The 17,928-nt window shown below is 65.1% G+C and carries 14 protein-coding genes; 11 read left to right on the top strand and 3 right to left on the bottom strand.

The genetic code is table 11. The annotated features are described in order from the left end of the window. Positions 1–138 precede the first annotated feature (138 nt). The 8 genes from sucC (at position 139) to ACVWYQ_RS22080 (ending at position 10,053) form a co-directional block, all read left to right on the top strand. Positions 139–1,338: an ADP-forming succinate--CoA ligase subunit beta gene (gene sucC, locus ACVWYQ_RS22115; RefSeq protein ID WP_036008785.1), complete on the top strand. Its 1,200-nt coding sequence runs from the start codon at positions 139–141 to the stop codon at positions 1,336–1,338. A gap of 4 nt (positions 1,339–1,342) precedes the next feature. Then, complete coding sequence (locus ACVWYQ_RS22110; RefSeq protein ID WP_271543593.1) at positions 1,343–1,822, top strand: DUF1579 family protein; 480 nt, start codon at positions 1,343–1,345, stop codon at positions 1,820–1,822. A 36-nt stretch (positions 1,823–1,858) separates the two neighbouring features. Next, positions 1,859–2,743: a succinate--CoA ligase subunit alpha gene (gene sucD, locus ACVWYQ_RS22105; RefSeq protein WP_456726385.1), complete on the top strand. Its 885-nt coding sequence runs from the start codon at positions 1,859–1,861 to the stop codon at positions 2,741–2,743. 137 nt (positions 2,744–2,880) lie between these two features. Continuing rightward, positions 2,881–5,838: a 2-oxoglutarate dehydrogenase E1 component gene (locus tag ACVWYQ_RS22100; protein WP_456726384.1), complete on the top strand. Its 2,958-nt coding sequence runs from the start codon at positions 2,881–2,883 to the stop codon at positions 5,836–5,838. A gap of 139 nt (positions 5,839–5,977) precedes the next feature. Next, positions 5,978–7,219, top strand: coding sequence for a 2-oxoglutarate dehydrogenase complex dihydrolipoyllysine-residue succinyltransferase (odhB, locus tag ACVWYQ_RS22095; RefSeq protein ID WP_157286485.1), 1,242 nt, complete (start codon positions 5,978–5,980; stop codon positions 7,217–7,219). A gap of 54 nt (positions 7,220–7,273) precedes the next feature. After that, complete coding sequence (locus ACVWYQ_RS22090; protein WP_128265196.1) at positions 7,274–8,035, top strand: SDR family oxidoreductase; 762 nt, start codon at positions 7,274–7,276, stop codon at positions 8,033–8,035. 52 nt (positions 8,036–8,087) lie between these two features. Beyond that, positions 8,088–9,488: a dihydrolipoyl dehydrogenase gene (gene lpdA, locus ACVWYQ_RS22085; protein WP_157286484.1), complete on the top strand. Its 1,401-nt coding sequence runs from the start codon at positions 8,088–8,090 to the stop codon at positions 9,486–9,488. Positions 9,489–9,522: 34 nt separating this feature from the next. Continuing rightward, positions 9,523–10,053, top strand: a complete 531-nt coding sequence (locus tag ACVWYQ_RS22080; protein ID WP_157286483.1) for a hypothetical protein — start codon at positions 9,523–9,525, stop codon at positions 10,051–10,053. Between the two features lie 189 nt (positions 10,054–10,242). Here the strand turns inward: ACVWYQ_RS22080 and ACVWYQ_RS22075 are convergent, their stop codons facing one another. Beyond that, the gene (locus tag ACVWYQ_RS22075) at positions 10,243–10,830 is read right to left on the bottom strand and encodes a DUF4337 domain-containing protein (protein ID WP_157286482.1); all 588 of its coding nucleotides are present in this window, start codon (positions 10,828–10,830) and stop codon (positions 10,243–10,245) included. 249 nt (positions 10,831–11,079) lie between these two features. Further along, positions 11,080–12,045: a tyrosine recombinase XerC gene (locus tag ACVWYQ_RS22070; protein ID WP_157286481.1), complete on the bottom strand. Its 966-nt coding sequence runs from the start codon at positions 12,043–12,045 to the stop codon at positions 11,080–11,082. Between the two features lie 112 nt (positions 12,046–12,157). On the opposite strand from ACVWYQ_RS22070, the gene ACVWYQ_RS22065 reads away from it, so the two are divergent. Further along, positions 12,158–14,362, top strand: a complete 2,205-nt coding sequence (locus ACVWYQ_RS22065; protein ID WP_404544740.1) for a primosomal protein N' — start codon at positions 12,158–12,160, stop codon at positions 14,360–14,362. 230 nt (positions 14,363–14,592) lie between these two features. Here the strand turns inward: ACVWYQ_RS22065 and ACVWYQ_RS22060 are convergent, their stop codons facing one another. Then, positions 14,593–15,087 (bottom strand): septal ring lytic transglycosylase RlpA family protein, encoded by a 495-nt coding sequence (locus ACVWYQ_RS22060; RefSeq protein WP_036040689.1) that lies wholly within the window; start codon positions 15,085–15,087, stop codon positions 14,593–14,595. Positions 15,088–15,746: 659 nt separating this feature from the next. Between ACVWYQ_RS22060 and ACVWYQ_RS22055 the strand changes: the two genes are divergently transcribed. Further along, positions 15,747–16,307 (top strand): F0F1 ATP synthase subunit delta, encoded by a 561-nt coding sequence (locus ACVWYQ_RS22055; protein WP_456726383.1) that lies wholly within the window; start codon positions 15,747–15,749, stop codon positions 16,305–16,307. Next, entirely contained in the window at positions 16,307–17,836 is a 1,530-nt protein-coding gene (atpA, locus tag ACVWYQ_RS22050; RefSeq protein WP_057026554.1) for a F0F1 ATP synthase subunit alpha, read from the top strand. The genes ACVWYQ_RS22055 and atpA overlap by 1 nt, the downstream gene beginning before the upstream one ends. The last annotated feature ends 92 nt before the right edge of the window (positions 17,837–17,928 follow it).

Here is a 17,928-nt window from a genome sequence, read left to right as displayed (position 1 = left end):
ACCGGGGTGGGGTTCCGGTCTCGGCAGATCTCGATTGTCAAAGAATCCGGGTTGCAGTTCCTGTGGTATATGGTATGCCAGCCACAAGACTGAGGTGGGCCCATGAGGTCACCGCCCGCGGGTTCAGGGAGCGACCATATGAATATCCATGAATATCAGGCCAAAGCGCTGCTGCATGAATTCGGCGTTCCGATTTCGCGCGGCGTAGCGGTTCTCAAGGCCTCGGACTCCGACGCCGCCGCAAGACAGCTTCCCGGCCCGGTCTGGGTGGTGAAGAGTCAGATCCATGCCGGCGGGCGCGGCAAGGGCAAGTTCAAGGAAGCGTCCGCTGGCGACAAAGGCGGCGTCCGCATCGCCAAGTCGGTGGAAGAGGTCAACGAATTCGCCAAGCAGATGCTGGGCGCGACGCTGGTCACCGTGCAGACGGGACCTGCCGGCAAGCAGGTCAACCGCCTCTACATCGAGGACGGCTCCGACATCGACAAGGAATTCTACCTCTCGATCCTGGTCGACCGCGAGACCTCGCGCGTCTCCTTCGTGGTGTCGACCGAAGGCGGTGTTAACATCGAGGACGTCGCGCACAACACGCCGGAGAAGATCGTGACCTTCTCGGTCGATCCGGCGACCGGCATCATGGGCCATCACGGCCGCACGGTCGCGAAGGCGCTGAATCTGTCCGGCGACCTCGCCAAGCAGGCCGAGAAGCTCACCGCGCAGCTCTACGCGGCCTTCGTCGCCAAGGACATGTCGATGCTGGAGATCAATCCGCTGGTCGTGACCAAGCAGGGCGAGCTCCGCGTGCTCGATGCCAAGGTGTCCTTCGACGACAACGCCCTGTTCCGCCATCCCGAGATCGCGGTGTCGTTGCGCGATCTGACCGAGGAAGACGCCAAGGAAATCGAGGCGTCGAAATACGATCTCAACTACGTCACGCTCGACGGCAATATCGGCTGCATGGTCAACGGTGCCGGTCTCGCCATGGCGACGATGGACATCATCAAGCTCTACGGCATGGCGCCGGCAAACTTCCTCGACGTCGGCGGCAGCGCCAGCAAGGAGAAGGTCGCGGCCGCGTTCAAGATCATCACCGCCGATCCCAACGTGAAGGGCATCCTGGTCAACATCTTCGGCGGCATCATGAAGTGCGACGTGATCGCCGAGGGCGTCACGGCTGCGGTTCGCGAGGTCGGCCTCAGCGTGCCGCTGGTGGTCCGCCTCGAAGGCACCAATGTCGAGCTCGGCAAGAAGATCATCCGTGAATCCGGGCTGAACGTGGTGCCGGCCGACAATCTCGACGACGCTGCGCAGAAGATCGTGAAGGCCGTCAAGGGAGGCTAGCGCCATGGCCCAAGACCATCTCGCCGCATCATCTCCACTCCCCGAGCACGCGCGCCTCGCCGCGTTCGCCGGCGAATGGGTTGGTGAGGAGATGGTCTTCCCGTCGCGCTGGACGGCGGGCGGGCCGGCGACCTCGCGCACCGTCGCGCGCATGGATCTCAACGGGTTCTATCTGATCCAGGACTCGGTCCAGATGCGTGACGGCAAGCAGGTCTTCGCCACCCACGGCATCTTCACCTTCGACCGCGACGACCGGACCTACAAATTGTTCTGGTACGACTCGCTCGGCTACACGCCGCCTTCGCCCGCCTCAGGCGGGTGGGCCGGCAAGACCCTGACGCTGGTGCGCGGCTCGCTCCGCGGCAATGCGCGCCACGTCTACGAGATCATCAATGAGGATTCCTACTCGTTGAAGATTCAATTCTCGCCGGACGCGGAAGGCTGGTCCGACGTCCTCACCGGCGTCTACCGCCGCATCCACTGACCCACTCACTCTGTTAGTTTCGCGAAAGCAGACCTCATGTCCATCCTGATCGACAAGAACACCAAGGTCATCTGCCAGGGCTTCACCGGCAAGAACGGCACGTTCCACTCGGAGGCCGCGATCGCCTACGGCACCAAGATGGTCGGCGGCACCTCGCCGGGCAAAGGCGGCTCGACGCATCTGGGCCTGCCGGTGTTCGACACCGTGCGCGAGGCACGTGAGAAGACCGGCGCCGACGCGTCGGTGATCTACGTGCCGCCGCCGGGCGCAGCCGACGCGATCTGCGAAGCCATCGACGCCGAGGTCCCGCTGATCGTCTGCATCACCGAGGGCATTCCTGTGATCGACATGGTTCGCGTCAAGCGCTCGCTGCTCGGCTCCAAGTCGCGCCTGATCGGGCCGAACTGCCCGGGCGTCATGACCGCCGGCGAGTGCAAGATCGGCATCATGCCCGCCAACATCTTCAAGACCGGCTCGGTCGGCATCGTCTCCCGCTCGGGCACGCTGACCTATGAAGCCGTGTTCCAGACCTCCCAGGAAGGCCTCGGCCAGACCACCGCGGTCGGCATCGGCGGCGACCCGGTCAAGGGCACCGAGTTCATCGACGTGCTGGAGATGTTGCTCGCCGACCCCAAGACCGAATCGATCGTCATGATCGGCGAGATCGGCGGTTCCGCCGAGGAGGACGCCGCGCAGTTCCTCAAGGACGAGGCCAAGCGTGGCCGCAAGAAGCCGATGGTCGGCTTCATCGCCGGCGTTACCGCGCCTCCCGGCCGCCGCATGGGCCATGCCGGCGCCATCATCTCCGGCGGCAAAGGCGACGCCGGTTCCAAGACCGAGGCGATGAAATCCGCAGGGATTACAGTGTCCCCGTCGCCCGCCCGCCTCGGCCACACGCTTGCCGAAAAGTTGAAAGGCTAATTCACTCCTTCGTGCTTTTCCGGGCGAAGTTTCGCAGCAAATAGGGTAAAGGGTGCCTGTCGCGTCGAGCCCTGTCGGGGGAGCTCGGCGCCAGCGCCGTTTGTTATGCGCGAACCGAAATCGCCAGGAACTCAAGTATGTCTCGCCAGGACGCGAACGCAGCCTTTGCCCTGTCATCCTTTTTGCAGGGCACCAATGCCACCTACATCGACGAAATCTACGCCCGCTACCAGAAGGACCCGTCCTCGGTCGATGCCGAGTGGCAGGAGTTCTTCAAGAGCCTGAACGACGCGCCGGCCGACATCAGCAAGAACGCGGAAGGCCCGTCCTGGGAGCGCGACAACTGGCCGCTGACCCCGAAGGATGACCTGACCTCCGCCCTCGACGGCAACTGGGCCGAGGTCGAGAAGGCCGTCGGCGCCAAGATCGCCGCCAAGGCGCAGGCCAAGGGGGCCGACATCTCCTCCGCCGACGTGCTTCAGGCCACGCGCGATTCCGTCCGCGCCCTGATGCTGATCCGCTCCTACCGCATGCGCGGTCACTTCCACGCCAAGCTCGATCCGCTCGGCATCGAAGCCCAGCGCAACCGCGAAGAGCTTGATCCCCGCACCTACGGCTTCAGCGAGGCCGATTTCGATCGCAAGATCTTCCTCGATCACGTGCTCGGCCTCGAATACGGCACCTTGCGCGAGATCACCGCGATTTGCGAGCGCACCTATTGCCAGACGCTCGGCGTCGAGTTCATGCATATCAGCAACGCGGCGCAGAAGGCCTGGATCCAGGAGCGCATCGAGGGACCCGATAAGGAAATCTCGTTCACGCGCGAAGGCCGCAGGGCCATCCTGCAGAAGCTGATCGAAGCCGAAGGTTTCGAGAAGTTCTGCGACACCAAGTTCACCGGCACCAAGCGCTTCGGCCTCGACGGCGGCGAATCGCTGATCCCCGCGCTCGAGCAGATCATCAAGCGCGGCGGCAATCTCGGTGTGAAGGAAATCGTGCTGGGCATGCCGCATCGCGGTCGCCTCAACGTGCTGACCCAGGTGATGGGCAAGGCGCACCGCGCGCTGTTCCACGAGTTCAAGGGCGGCTCGGCCAATCCTGACGCGGTCGAAGGCTCCGGCGACGTCAAGTATCACCTCGGCGCCTCCTCGGACCGCGAGTTCGACGGCAACCGCATCCACCTGTCGCTGACCGCCAACCCCTCGCATCTCGAGATCGTCGATCCCGTCGTGCTCGGCAAGGTCCGCGCCAAGCAGGACCAGCACGGCGATCCCCCGGACATGCGCATCTCCGTGATGCCGCTCCTGATGCACGGCGACGCCGCGTTCGCCGGCCAGGGCGTGGTTGCTGAATGCTTCGGCCTGTCCGACCTGAAGGGCTACCGCACCGGCGGCTCCGTGCACTTCATCGTCAACAACCAGATCGGCTTCACCACCTATCCGCGCTACTCGCGCTCCTCGCCCTATCCGTCGGATGTGGCGAAGATGATCGATGCGCCGATCTTCCACGTCAACGGCGACGATCCGGAAGCCGTCGTGTTCGCAGCCAAGGTCGCGACCGAATTCCGGCAGAAGTTCCACAAGCCCGTCGTCATCGACATGTGGTGTTATCGCCGCTACGGCCACAATGAGGGCGATGAGCCGGCCTTCACCCAGCCGGTGATGTACAAGCGGATCGCGGCCCATCCCTCGACGCTGACGCTCTACTCCAAGCGCCTGATCGCGGAAGGCGTCGTCACCGAGGGCGAGGTCGACAAGCTGAAGGCGGACTGGCGCGCCCGGCTCGATGCCGAGTTCGAGGCCGGCACCTCCTACAAGCCGAACAAGGCCGACTGGCTCGACGGCAAGTGGGCGGGCTTCAAGATCGCCGACCAGGAAGAGGATGCGCGGCGCGGCGTCACCGGCGTCGACATCGCTACGCTGAAGGACATCGGCCGCAAGATCACCAAGGTGCCGGACGGTTTCCGCGTTCACCGCACCATTCAACGCTTCCTCGATAACCGCGCCAAGGCGATCGAGAGCGGCAACGGCATCGACTGGGCGACCGGCGAGGCGCTGGCGTTCTGCTCGCTCCTGAACGAGAACCACCACGTGCGGCTGTCCGGACAGGATTCGGAACGCGGCACCTTCTCGCAGCGCCATTCGGTCCTGATCGATCAGGAGGACGAGAGCCGCTACACGCCGTTCAACCATCTCGGCCACGAGCAAGGCCACTACGAGGTCATCAACTCGCTGCTGTCGGAAGAGGCCGTGCTCGGTTTCGAATACGGCTATTCGCTCGCCGAGCCGAACACGCTGACGCTGTGGGAAGCCCAGTTCGGCGACTTCGCCAACGGCGCGCAGGTCGTGTTCGACCAGTTCATCTCGTCGGGCGAGCGCAAATGGCTGCGCATGTCCGGTCTGGTCTGCCTGTTACCGCACGGCTATGAGGGCCAGGGGCCGGAGCACTCCTCGGCGCGCCTCGAGCGTTACTTGCAGATGTGCGCGGAAGACAACATGCAGGTGGTCTACCCGACCACGCCGGCGAACTATTTCCACGTGCTGCGCCGGCAGCTGCATCGCGAGATCCGCAAGCCACTGATCATGATGACGCCGAAGTCGCTGCTGCGTCACAAGCGGGCGGTGTCGCGCCTCGACGAGCTCGCGAAGGGCACGACCTTCCACCGCATCCTCTACGATGACGCCCAGATGCTGCCGAACGAGGCGATCAAGCTCGTCCCCGACGAGAAGATCCGCCGCATCGTGCTGTGCTCCGGCAAGGTCTATTACGACCTCTACGAGGAGCGCGAGAGGCGCGGCATCGACGACATCTACCTGATGCGCGTCGAGCAGCTCTATCCGGTGCCGCTGAAGGCGCTGGTGGCCGAGCTGTCGCGCTTCAAGAAGGCCGAGATGGTGTGGTGCCAGGAAGAGCCCCGCAACATGGGTGCCTGGCACTTCATCGAGCCCTATCTGGAATGGGTGCTGAACCAGGTGAACGGCGCGAGCCGGCGTCCGCGCTACGTCGGCCGCGCCGCTTCCGCCGCGACCGCAACGGGTCTGATGTCCAAGCATCAGGCTCAGTTGAAGGCGTTCCTGGACGAAGCACTGAGCTGACCGAAATTCCAATTGTCATGCCCCGCGAAGGCGGGGCATCCAGTACGCCGCGGCGTCCGTTTGATCCATGATCGTCACGGTGTACTGGATCATCCGCCTGCGCGGACGATGACGGCCAAAAACGATTAAGGAAGAGACCATGACTGAAATTCGTGTGCCGACGCTCGGCGAATCCGTCACCGAGGCCACCATCGGCCGCTGGTTCAAGAAGGCCGGCGACCCCGTCGCCGTCGACGAGCCCCTGGTGGAGCTCGAGACCGACAAGGTCACCATCGAAGTCCCCGCGCCGACCGCCGGCACGCTGAGCGAGATCATCGCTGCTGATGGTGCGACCGTTGCCGTGGGCGCGCTGCTCGGTCAGATCACCGAAGGTGCTGGCGCAGCCAAGCCCGCTGCCGCGCCGGTCAAGGCTGCTGCGCCTGCCGCTGCTGCCGCTGCTCCGGCGCCGGCTCCCGCTGCCGCGAAGGCGCCGCCGGCCGATGCGCCGCTCGCGCCGTCCGTGCGCAAACTGTCGGCCGAGACCGGCATCGACGCCTCGACCGTGCCGGGCTCCGGCAAGGACGGCCGCGTCACCAAGGGCGACATGCTGGCCGCGATCGAGCGCGCCGCGTCGGCGCCGACGCCGGTCAACCAGCCCGCCGCTGCCGTGCAGGTCCGCGCGCCGTCGCCGGCCGATGACGCCGCCCGCGAAGAGCGCGTCAAGATGACCCGGCTGCGCCAGACCATCGCGCGCCGGCTCAAGGACGTGCAGAACACCGCGGCCATGCTCACGACCTTCAACGAGGTCGACATGACCAACGTCATGGCGCTCCGTGCGCACTACAAGGACGCGTTCGAGAAGAAGCACGGCGCAAAGCTCGGCTTCATGGGCTTCTTCACCAAGGCCGTCGTGCAGGCGCTGAAGGACATCCCGGCCGTCAACGCCGAGATCGACGGCAGCGACCTGATCTACAAGAACTACTACCACATCGGCGTTGCCGTCGGCACCGACAAGGGCCTGGTCGTGCCTGTGGTGCGCGACTGCGACCACAAGTCGATCTCCGACATCGAGAAGAGCATCGCCGATTTCGGCCGCCGCGCCCGTGACGGCCAGCTCAAGATCGACGAGATGCAGGGCGGCACCTTCACCATCACCAATGGCGGCATCTACGGCTCGCTGATGTCGACCCCGATCCTGAACGCGCCGCAGTCCGGCATCCTCGGCATGCACAAGATCCAGGAGCGGCCGATGGTCGTCGGCGGCAAGATCGAGGTCCGCCCGATGATGTATCTGGCGCTGTCCTACGATCACCGCGTCATCGACGGCAAGGAAGCCGTCACCTTCCTGGTCCGCGTCAAGGAGAGCCTGGAAGATCCGGCGCGCCTGGTGCTCGATCTCTGATCGCTGATGCTTTGCGAGCGCCGTCGCAACTGATGCGACGGCGCGTGTCGAACCATGGAGGCGCGCGTGACGGATAAAGTCGTTGTCATCACCGGCGGCAGCCGCGGCATCGGGCGGGCGACCGCGCTTGCGGCGGCCGCGCGCGGCTTCCGCGTCGTGGTCGGCTATGCCAGCAATAAGCAGGCCGCCGACGAGGTGGTCGCGCAGATCGCGGCCAGCAACGGCAAGGCCATCGCGGTGAAATGCGATGTCGCCGAGGAAAGTGACATCCTCAATCTGTTCAAGGAGGCCGACAAGTTCGGCACGCTCGGGGCGCTCGTCAACAATGGCGGCATCGTCGGCAAGAGCGGCGTGCGCGTCGACGAGATGTCGGCCGAGCGCATCCAGCGCGTGATGGCGGTGAACGTCACCGGCTCCATCCTCTGCGCGCGCGAGGCGGTGAAGCGGATGTCGACCAAGCACGGCGGCACGGGCGGCGTCATCGTCAACCTGTCGTCCGTCGCTGCGCGGCTCGGCTCGCCCAACACCTATGTCGACTATGCCGCGTCCAAGGGTGCGGTCGATTCCTTCACCGTCGGCCTCGGCCATGAGGTCGCGGGCGAGGGCATCCGCGTCGCCGCGATCCGTCCCGGCCTGATCGACACCGACATCCACGCTGCCGGCGGCGAGCCCGACCGCGCCCATCGCCTGGCCCATCTGGTGCCGATGAAGCGCGTCGGCACCGCCGATGAAATCGCCAATGCCATCGTCTGGCTGATCTCGGACGAGGCCTCCTACGTCACCTCAGCCATTCTCGATGTGTCCGGCGGACGCTGACGCGCCGCGCTGACGCATCCTCACCACGCCTAACCTTACGGGACTTTCTCTCATGGCTACCTACGATCTCGTCGTCATCGGCACCGGACCGGGCGGTTATGTCTGCGCGGTACGCGCGAGCCAGCTCGGCATGAAGGTCGCCGTGGTCGAAAAGAACGCGACCCTCGGCGGCACCTGCCTCAATGTCGGCTGCATGCCGTCGAAGGCGCTGCTGCACGCCTCCGAAATGTTCGAGGAAGCCGGCCATTCCTTCGCCAAGATGGGCGTCAGCGTTTCCGCGCCGAAGCTCGATCTGCCCGCGATGATGAACTTCAAGCAGCAGGGCATCGACGGCAACGTCAAGGGCGTCGAGTTCCTGATGAAGAAGAACAAGATCGACGTGCTCAAGGGCACCGGCAAGATCCTCGGCACCGGCAAGGTCGAGGTCTCCGCCGACGGCAAGTCGCAGGTGGTCGAGACCAAGAACATCGTGATCGCCACCGGCTCCGACATCGCGCGCCTCAAGGGCATCGAGATCGACGAGAAGCGCATCGTCTCCTCGACCGGCGCGCTGTCGCTGGAGAAGGTCCCCGGCAAGCTCCTCATCGTCGGCGCCGGCGTGATCGGCCTCGAGCTCGGCTCGGTCTGGCACCGCCTGGGTGCCGAAGTCGTCGTGGTCGAATTCCTCGACCGCATCCTGCCCGGCATGGACGGCGAGATCGCCAAGCAATTCCAGCGCATCCTCGAGAAGCAAGGATTTGCATTCAAGCTGGGCTCGAAGGTGACCGGCGTCGAAGTGAACAGCAAGGCATTGCTCGCGAAAATCGAACCGGCTTCCGGCGGTGCCGCTGAGACGCTTGAAGCCGACGTCGTGCTCGTCTGCATCGGCCGCGTGCCCTACACCGACGGCCTTGGCCTCAAGGAAGCCGGTGTCGCGCTCGATGCGCGCGGCCGGGTCCAGATCGATCCGCATTTCGCCACCAGCCTGAAGGGCGTCTATGCCATCGGCGACGTCGTCGCAGGCCCCATGCTCGCGCACAAGGCCGAGGACGAGGGCGTCGCGGTCGCCGAGATCATCGCCGGCCAGGCCGGCCACGTGAATTACGACGTGATCCCGGGCGTCGTGTATACCACGCCGGAAGTGTCCTCCGTCGGCAAGACCGAGGAGGAACTCAAGCAGGCGGGCACGGCTTACACGGTCGGAAAGTTTCCGTTCACCGCCAACGGTCGCTCCAAGGTCAACCAAACCACTGACGGCTTTGTGAAGATTCTCGCAGACGCGAAGACCGATCGCGTGCTCGGCGTGCACATCATCGGCCGCGAAGCCGGCGAAATGATCCATGAAGCGTGTGTTCTGATGGAATTTGGCGGCAGTGCGGAAGATCTCGCGCGCACCTGCCACGCCCATCCGACGCGCTCGGAGGCCGTTAAGGAAGCCGCGCTTGCGGTCGGCAAGCGAGCCATCCATATGTAACGACGCGCCCAGCGCCGAACCGGGCGGGAAACACATGCTGCGCCGCCTTCTTCAACCGGTCTGGGTCCTGCTTGCGATCGTTTTCCTGATCGAAGCCTGGCTGTGGGATCATCTCGAGCCGATCGTCGCCAGGATCGTCGCAGCCATCCCGCTGGCGCGCTTCAAGCATTGGCTGACGGAGCGCGTCGATGCGCTCTCGCCGGCCATGACGCTGCTCGTGTTCGCGGTGCCCGTCGTCCCGCTGTTTCCGCTCAAGCTGGTCGGGCTGTGGCTGCTCGCGCATGAATACTGGACCGGCGCGTTCGTCACGATCGTGTTCGGAAAGCTCGTCGGCGTCGGCGTCACCGCCTTCGTGTTCGACGTCACGCGCGCCAAGCTTCTGGAGATGCCCTGGTTCGAGCGGATCTACGCCTTAGTGCTGAAGATCCGCGCCAAGGCCGCGGAGCTGGTCGACCCGATCAAGCGCCGCATCCGCGAGCTGATCGCCGGCAACGGCGAGGGCTGGTCCTACCGCACGCTGCGTATGATCCAGCGCTTCAGGAAGAGCGTGCATCAGGCGCGGTGATCTTCGCCACCACAAGGACCGTCCGTGGCCCGGATGGAGCGCAGCGCAATCCGGGACAGGCGTCCCCGCTCTATCCTCCGTCATTGCGAGCGCGGCGAAGCAATCCAGTATCTTTCGCCGGAGGCAGTCTGGATTGCTTCGTCGCTTCGCTCCTCGCAATGACGCGGAAAGAGCAAACGCTCGCTACCCTCAATGCAAATGCAACAGATGCGGCCACCACAGGCCGAGCGCCGTCATGATCAGGCCGGCGATCGTCAGCACGCCGCTGACATAGGCGAGCGCCAGCATGCCCGTGATGATGGTGGCCGAGGCCAGCACGATGCCGATCTGGAAGGCGGCCGAGGCCAGCTCGAAATGGTGGTACTTCGCGGTCGCCTCGTCGCGGGCATGCTCGGCGTGCTTGGCCTTGTCCGCAAGCTGCTCGGTGCCTTCGCCGGTCTCGGGCTCGGAGCGGTAGCGCTGCGCGGTCTTGGTCCAGTCGTCGATCTGCTTCTGCACGGCGGGCTTCTGTGCATCGGCCGCGGCGGCCAGTGTCAGCTTGCCCTGCTCCGCCGCGGTCACCACCACGGTGCGGCGGATGCTCTTGGCCTGGAAGAACGCCCAGAGATTGGCGGCTTCGACGTTCTTGCTGATCGATTCGGTCTGGGCACCCTTGCCGAGCGTCTCCGAGATCGCCAGGAACAGCGCCAGCACGGCGATCAGAAGGGCGATCTTCTTGTTCGAGCCGGACGCGTGTTCGGCGTGCTCGGCATGCTCCATGCTTTCATGTGCGCCCATAAGTCTCTCCTGTCCTGGTTCGGTACGATTGAACCAACCGCGTGCGCGGCGCAAGAGGCACGCGAGCTATGACGAGAGTGTGTCAGTCTGTCGGCTCTCTTGTCCCGGACGCGGCGCGGCGTGTAACGCTGCGACGCTGAGCCGGGACCCAGAAGCTGCAAACGATCGCGCCGGAGGATGGGCCCCGGCTCAGCAGCGCATCACTGAAGAAGTGCTGCGCTGCGTCCGGGGCACGAGAGCTTGTCAGCGTCACCGCCGCGGATGTGCGCTCGCATACACCTCGAGCAGCCGCTCGGAATCGATCCCGGTATAGACCTGCGTCGTCGACAACGAGGAATGGCCGAGCAATTCCTGGATGGCGCGTAAGTCGCCGCCGCGCGAGAGCAGATGCGTGGCAAAGGAATGCCGCAGCGCGTGCGGCGTGGCGCTGTCGGGAAGTCCCAGCGCGCCGCGCAGCCGCTCCATCGCGAGCTGGATGATGCGCGGGCTCAAGGGGCCGCCGCGCGCGCCGACGAAGATCGGTCCTTCCGCCGGCAGCGGATACGGACACATCGCGACGTACTCTTGAATCAATGCGAGCACGTTCTGCAGCACCGGCACCATGCGGGTCTTGTTGCCTTTGCCTGTCACGACCAGCACGTCGCCCTCGCCGGGCTTCGGCACCTCGCGGCGCTTGAGACCCAGCGCCTCGGAGATGCGCAGGCCCGAGCCATAGAGCAGCGCCATCACCGCGGCATCGCGCGCCAGGATCCAGGTCTCGCGCTCCTCGCCGGCGCGCTCGTCGGCATCGGCCAGACGTTTGGCCGATGCCATCGGCAGCGGCTTCGGCAGGCTCTTGGCGACCTTCGGCGCGCGGATCGCCGACAATGCGCCGACCTTGCCCTTGCCCTCGCGCTCCAGAAAACGTCCGAACGAGCGCAGGCCCGCCAGCGCGCGCATCAGGCTGCGGCCGGCGATGTCGTCGGCCCGGCGCATCGCCATGAAGGCGCGCACATCGGTGGCTTCCAGCGCTGCAAACCGCTCCAGCGTCACCCGCTCGCCCCAATGGGCACAGAGGAAATCAAGGCACTGCCGCAGATCGCGGCCATAGGCTTCCAGCGTCTTCGGCGACAGCCGCCGCTCGGCGCCGAGATGCGCCAGCCAGCGCGCCATCTCCTGCGCGATCGAGGGATCGGCGCTGGCGAGCTCGATGTGTGGGGCGGCCGCTTTGCTCATGCGCTCTGGACGTGGTGATTCCGCACAGTATATCGCATCACACTCGTTTATCGTTCGCTAAGGCCGCGGCGCGACGCTAGCCTGAAGACCTCAAGGTTCCGATTCCCCGCTCATGGACCAATCGCCGCGCAACACCACCGCCCCCGCCACCCGCATGGTCGACGTGCTGGTGCCGGTCGCGCTCGACCAGACCTATTCCTACAAGGTGCCGCGCGGCATGGAGCTGAAGGCGGGCGACCTCGTCGGTGTGCCGCTCGGTCCGCGCGAGGTGCTGGCCGTGGTCTGGGGCGAGAACGCCAATCCCGATCCGCGCCTGCATAACCGCCTCAAGGAGGTCAGCGAGAAGCTCGACATTCCCCCGCTCAAGCCGGAGCTGCGCCAGGTGGTGGACTGGGTCGCCAATTACACGCTGAGCCCGCGCGGCATGGTGCTGCGCATGTGCCTGCGCATGGGCGAAAATCTCGGCCCGGAGCGGGTGCGCGCCGGCGTGCGCCTGACCGGCGATCCGCCGAAGCGTCTGACGCCGGCGCGCCAGCGCGTGATCGCGCTGCTGTCGGACCGGCTGCTGCACGGCAAGTCCGAGGCGGCCAAGGAGGCCGGCGTCTCCTCGGGCGTCATCGACGGCCTCGTCGATGAAGGCACGCTCACGGTGGAGCCGATGCCGCCGCCGCCACCGCCGCCGGCGCCCGATCCGGGATTCGGCCGGCCGGATTTTTCGCCGCTGCAGCGTGCCGGTGTGGATGCGATGCGCGCGCTCGCGGCCAACGGCACCTTCCATGTTGCGCTGCTCGACGGCGTCACCGGCTCGGGCAAGACCGAGGTCTATTTCGAAGCCGTCGCCGAGGTGATCCGCCGCGGCAAGCAGGCGCTGATCCTGATGCCGGAGATCGCGCTTACCGGCCAGTTTCTCGATCGCTTCGCGCAGCGTTTTGGCGTGCGGCCGATCGAATGGCATTCCGAGCTCACCCCGCGCACCCGCGCGCGCAATTGGGCCGCGATCTCCGAAGGTTCGGCGCCGGTCGTCGTCGGCGCGCGTTCGGCGCTGTTTCTCCCTTACGCCAATCTTGGCCTCATCGTCGTCGATGAGGAGCACGACCAGGCCTACAAGCAGGACGACGGCGTGCATTACCACGCCCGCGACATGGCGGTGGTGCGCGGGCATATCGCAAAAATCCCGGTCGTGCTGGCCTCCGCGACGCCGTCGGTGGAATCCGAGGTCAATGCGCGCAAGAACCGCTACCAGCGCATCGCGCTGCCCTCGCGCTTCGGCGGCCAGCACATGCCGCATATCGAGGCCATCGACCTGCGCCGCGAGCCGCCCGCGCGCGGCCGCTTCATCTCGCCGCGGCTTGCCGGCGAGATCCGAACCGCGATCGAGCGGCGCGAGCAGGCGCTGTTGTTCCTCAATCGTCGCGGCTATGCGCCGCTGACCTTGTGCCGTGCCTGCGGCCATCGCTTCGCCTGCACCATCTGCGATGCCTGGCTGGTCGATCATCGCTTTCGCCAGCGCCTCGTCTGCCATCATTGCGGCTTCTCGATGCCGCGCCCGCACATCTGCCCGAACTGTTCGGCCGAGGAATCGCTGGTCGCGGTCGGACCCGGCGTGGAGCGCCTGCAGGAGGAGGCGGCGGCGCTGTTCCCGCAAGCGCGCACCATGGTGCTGTCGAGCGATCTCATCACCTCGATCGAGACCATGCGAAGCGAGCTCGCCGAGATCGCGGAGGGCCGCGTCGACATCATCATCGGCACGCAGCTCGTGGCCAAGGGCCACAACTTCCCGCGGCTCAACTTGGTCGGCGTGGTCGATGCCGATCTTGGCCTCAGCAATGGCGATCCGCGCGCGGCCGAGCGCACCTGGCAATTGCTCAACCAGGTGATCGGCCGCGCCGGTCGCGAGCAGGGCCGCGGCGTCGGCTATCTCCAGACCCATCAGCCCGATCACCCCGTGATGCGGGCCTTGATCGCCTGCGACCGCGAGGCCTTCTACGACAGCGAGATCGAGCTGCGCGAGAAGACGCTCTATCCGCCGTTCGGCCGGCTCGCCAGCCTGATCATCTCCGCCGGCGACCGCCCGGGCGCCGAGGGCTTCGGCCGCAAGCTCGTCGCGCTCGCGCCGCGCGACGAGCGCGTCGTTGTACTCGGCCCCGCCGAAGCGCCGCTCGCCGTCATCAAGGGCCGCTACCGCTTCCGCATCCTGGTGAAATCGGCGCGCGGCTTCGACCTGTCGGACTACTTGCGCAACTGGCTCGCGGTCTGCCCGAAGCCGACAGGCAATCTGAAGCTGGAAGTCGACGTCGATCCGCAGAGCTTTTTGTAGCCATCGCCGTAGCCAAATCCTCCGCCGTCATCCCGGGGCGCGACGAAGTCGCGAGCCCGGAATCCATTCCTCCACCGACTCTGCCGCGCGATGGATTCCGGGTTCGCGCTCCGCGCGCCCCGGAATGACAAAACAAAAAAAGCCCGCGGTCCCCCCAAGACCGCGGGCTTGTTTCACGTGCGCAGCAAACTGATGAAAACTGCGCGCTCGATCAGGCGCGGATCGCGCCTTTAGGAGACGACTTCCGCGGTGACGCGGCCGACGCCGCGACTGGTGAGGCCAATGGCGCGGGCGGCACCCGTGGAGAGGTCGAGCACACGCCCGCGAATGAACGGGCCGCGGTCATTGATGGTGACGATGACGCTCTGGCTGCCATGGGTGACGCGCAGCTTGGTGCCGAAGGGCAGCGAACGGTGCGCCGCGGTCATGGCGTTCTGGTTGAAGCGCTGGCCCGAGGCGGTCTTGCTACCGGACTCATTGCCGTAAAAGGACGCGATGCCGGAGAAGCTGCGGCCCGTGCCGGAGGTCGGCGTCATTGACGCATTGGCATTGCGCCAATCGGCGGTCGCGTTGGCCTCGGTCTGGGCGTGGTGGCGGTGGTGATGGCGATGCTTGGATTTGGCGGAAGCTTCGGTGGCAGTTCCACCGACAAGGAGAGTTGCGGCGACGAAAGCAATCGCCGTTCGCGGCCGGGTCACAAAGCCCAGCGTCTTCAAAGACAGCATTTAATGGTCCCTAAGCTAGTATTGCCACATTTGTGGCAAGTGGAGCCCCCATCAGTTTGTGAGCGATTTGGCGTTTCGATTCCCAATGAGGCGTGAATTGGGCAGTAAATCCGGTATGTGTCGTCATGAAATATCTTGTTACCGTCGCGAGATATTCATCCGATATCCCGTGATCTTCGCCTTTAACGATTTATTAACCTCTAGGTTACTTGCGAATACTGTAAAGCGAAGTCATCGCCTATAGCGTTTAGAATTCGATAAGTATTCGGCGGGTGGAACTCGTGGGAACGGATTCACGCCTCAGCGATCCGTGTTCATGGCCGCTATGCGCTGGGGGCAGGAACCAATGGGAGGTGTCGCGGCAGGGCCGGCGCTGAATTCCGTGACGTGGCAGGTCGCCGCCTCGGTCGGCCCCTCTCGCGCGGAATGTGTTGCGAGGCTGCGACGAACTGGCGACAGAACCTCATGCCTTTAGTTTGGCGTCATGTTGCACCTGCGCACCTGCTATGTTAGCAAAGCCGCGATTTTAACGAGCCCGGCACCTCCCGTGCTGGTCGGAAATCGAAGTCCCGCTTGAATTCCAAGGGCTTGGATCGCTAGGCGCCGCTTCGTGGCGACGGTTTTTCCCTTGCGAGTTTGACAGCAAAAAGAGCGCGTCTGTGGCTGCAGAAGATACGTCCGTTTCAGGTGTGTCCGGCCGTTATGCAACGGCCTTGTTCGAGCTGGCCCGCGACCAGAACGTGGTCGACGAGGTCAAAGCCGATCTTGATAAATTCGATGCCATGCTGAACGAAAGCGCTGATCTCAAGCGCCTCGTCCGCAGCCCGGTGTTCGCCGCCGACGCCCAGTCCAAGGCCCTTTCGGCCGTGCTGGACAAGGCGGGCATCGCCGGCATCACCGCCAACTTTCTGAAAGTGCTGACCGCCAACCGCCGCCTGTTCGCGGTGGCCGACGTCAGCCGCGCCTTCCGCGCCCTCGTGGCCCGGTTCAAGGGCGAGACGACGGCTGACGTCACGGTGGCGGAGGCGCTCTCTGACAAGAATCTCGATGCCCTCAAGGTTGCCCTGAAGTCGGTGACCGGCAAGGACGTCGCGCTGAACGTGAAAGTCGATCCCTCGATCATCGGTGGCCTCGTCGTCAAGCTGGGCAGCCGCATGGTGGATGGTTCGCTTCGCACCAAACTCAATTCGATCAAGCACGCGATGAAAGAGGCAGGCTGATGGACATCCGCGCCGCGGAAATTTCCGCGATCCTCAAGGACCAGATCAAGAATTTCGGCCAGGAAGCTGAAGTCTCCGAAGTCGGACAGGTGCTGTCCGTCGGCGACGGTATCGCCCGCGTCTACGGTCTGGACAACGTCCAGGCCGGTGAAATGGTCGAGTTCGAGAACGGCACCCGCGGCATGGCGCTGAACCTCGAAACCGACAACGTCGGTGTCGTTATTTTCGGTGCCGACCGCGAGATCAAGGAAGGCCAGACCGTCAAGCGCACCCGCGCCATCGTGGACGCGCCGGTCGGCAAGGGCCTGCTCGGCCGCGTCGTCGACGCGCTCGGCAATCCCATCGACGGCAAGGGACCGATCCAGGCCGACAAGCGCATGCGCGTCGACGTCAAGGCGCCCGGCATCATTCCGCGAAAGTCGGTGAACGAGCCGATGGCGACCGGCCTCAAGGCGATCGACGCCCTGATCCCGATCGGCCGCGGCCAGCGCGAGCTGATCATCGGCGATCGCCAGACCGGCAAGACCGCGATCGCGCTCGACACCATCCTGAACCAGAAGCCGCTCAACGCGCAGCCGGACGAGAACATCAAGCTGTACTGCGTCTACGTCGCGGTCGGCCAGAAGCGTTCGACCGTCGCGCAGTTCGTGAAGGTGCTGGAAGAGCAGGGCGCGCTCGAATACTCGATCGTCGTCGCCGCCACCGCGTCGGATCCGGCGCCGATGCAGTACATCGCGCCCTTTACCGGCTGCACCATGGGCGAGTACTTCCGCGACAACGGCATGCACGCGGTCATCATCTATGACGATCTGTCCAAGCAGGCTGTCGCCTACCGTCAGATGTCGCTGCTGCTGCGCCGCCCGCCGGGCCGCGAAGCCTATCCCGGCGACGTGTTCTATCTGCACTCCCGCCTGCTCGAGCGCGCGGCGAAGCTGAACAAGGACATGGGCTCGGGCTCGCTGACGGCGCTGCCTGTCATCGAAACCCAGGCCAACGACGTGTCGGCTTACATCCCGACGAACGTCATCTCGATCACCGACGGCCAGATCTTCCTGGAAACCGACCTGTTCTTCCAGGGCATCCGTCCTGCCGTGAACGTCGGTCTGTCGGTGTCGCGCGTCGGTTCGTCGGCGCAAACCAAGGCCACTAAGAAGGTCGCCGGCAAGATCAAGGGCGAGCTCGCGCAGTACCGCGAAATGGCGGCGTTCGCGCAGTTCGGCTCCGACCTCGACGCCTCGACCCAGCGCCTGCTCAACCGCGGCTCGCGCCTCACCGAGCTGCTCAAGCAGCCGCAGTTCTCGCCGCTGAAGATGGAAGAGCAGGTCTGCGTGATCTGGGCCGGCACCAACGGCTATCTCGATCCGCTCCCGCTCAACAAGGTGCGCGCGTTCGAGGACGGCCTGCTGTCGCTGCTGCGCGGCAAGCACGCCGACATCCTCAACGCGATCCGCGATAGCCGAGATCTCTCCGACGATACCGCTGCCAAGCTGAAGTCGGTGGTCGAGGGCTTCGCGAAGTCTTTCTCATAAGAAGGCCGTCATGGCCGGGCTTGTCCCGGCCATCCACGTCTTGTGCGTGGAAGACGGAGAACGTGGATGCCCGGGACACGCCCGGGCATGAC

This window comes from Bradyrhizobium sp. USDA 3397, from assembly GCF_054060965.1.
The sequence above is the reverse complement of the archived record's forward strand: the minus strand, read 5'-3'. Positions and strand labels throughout refer to the sequence as shown.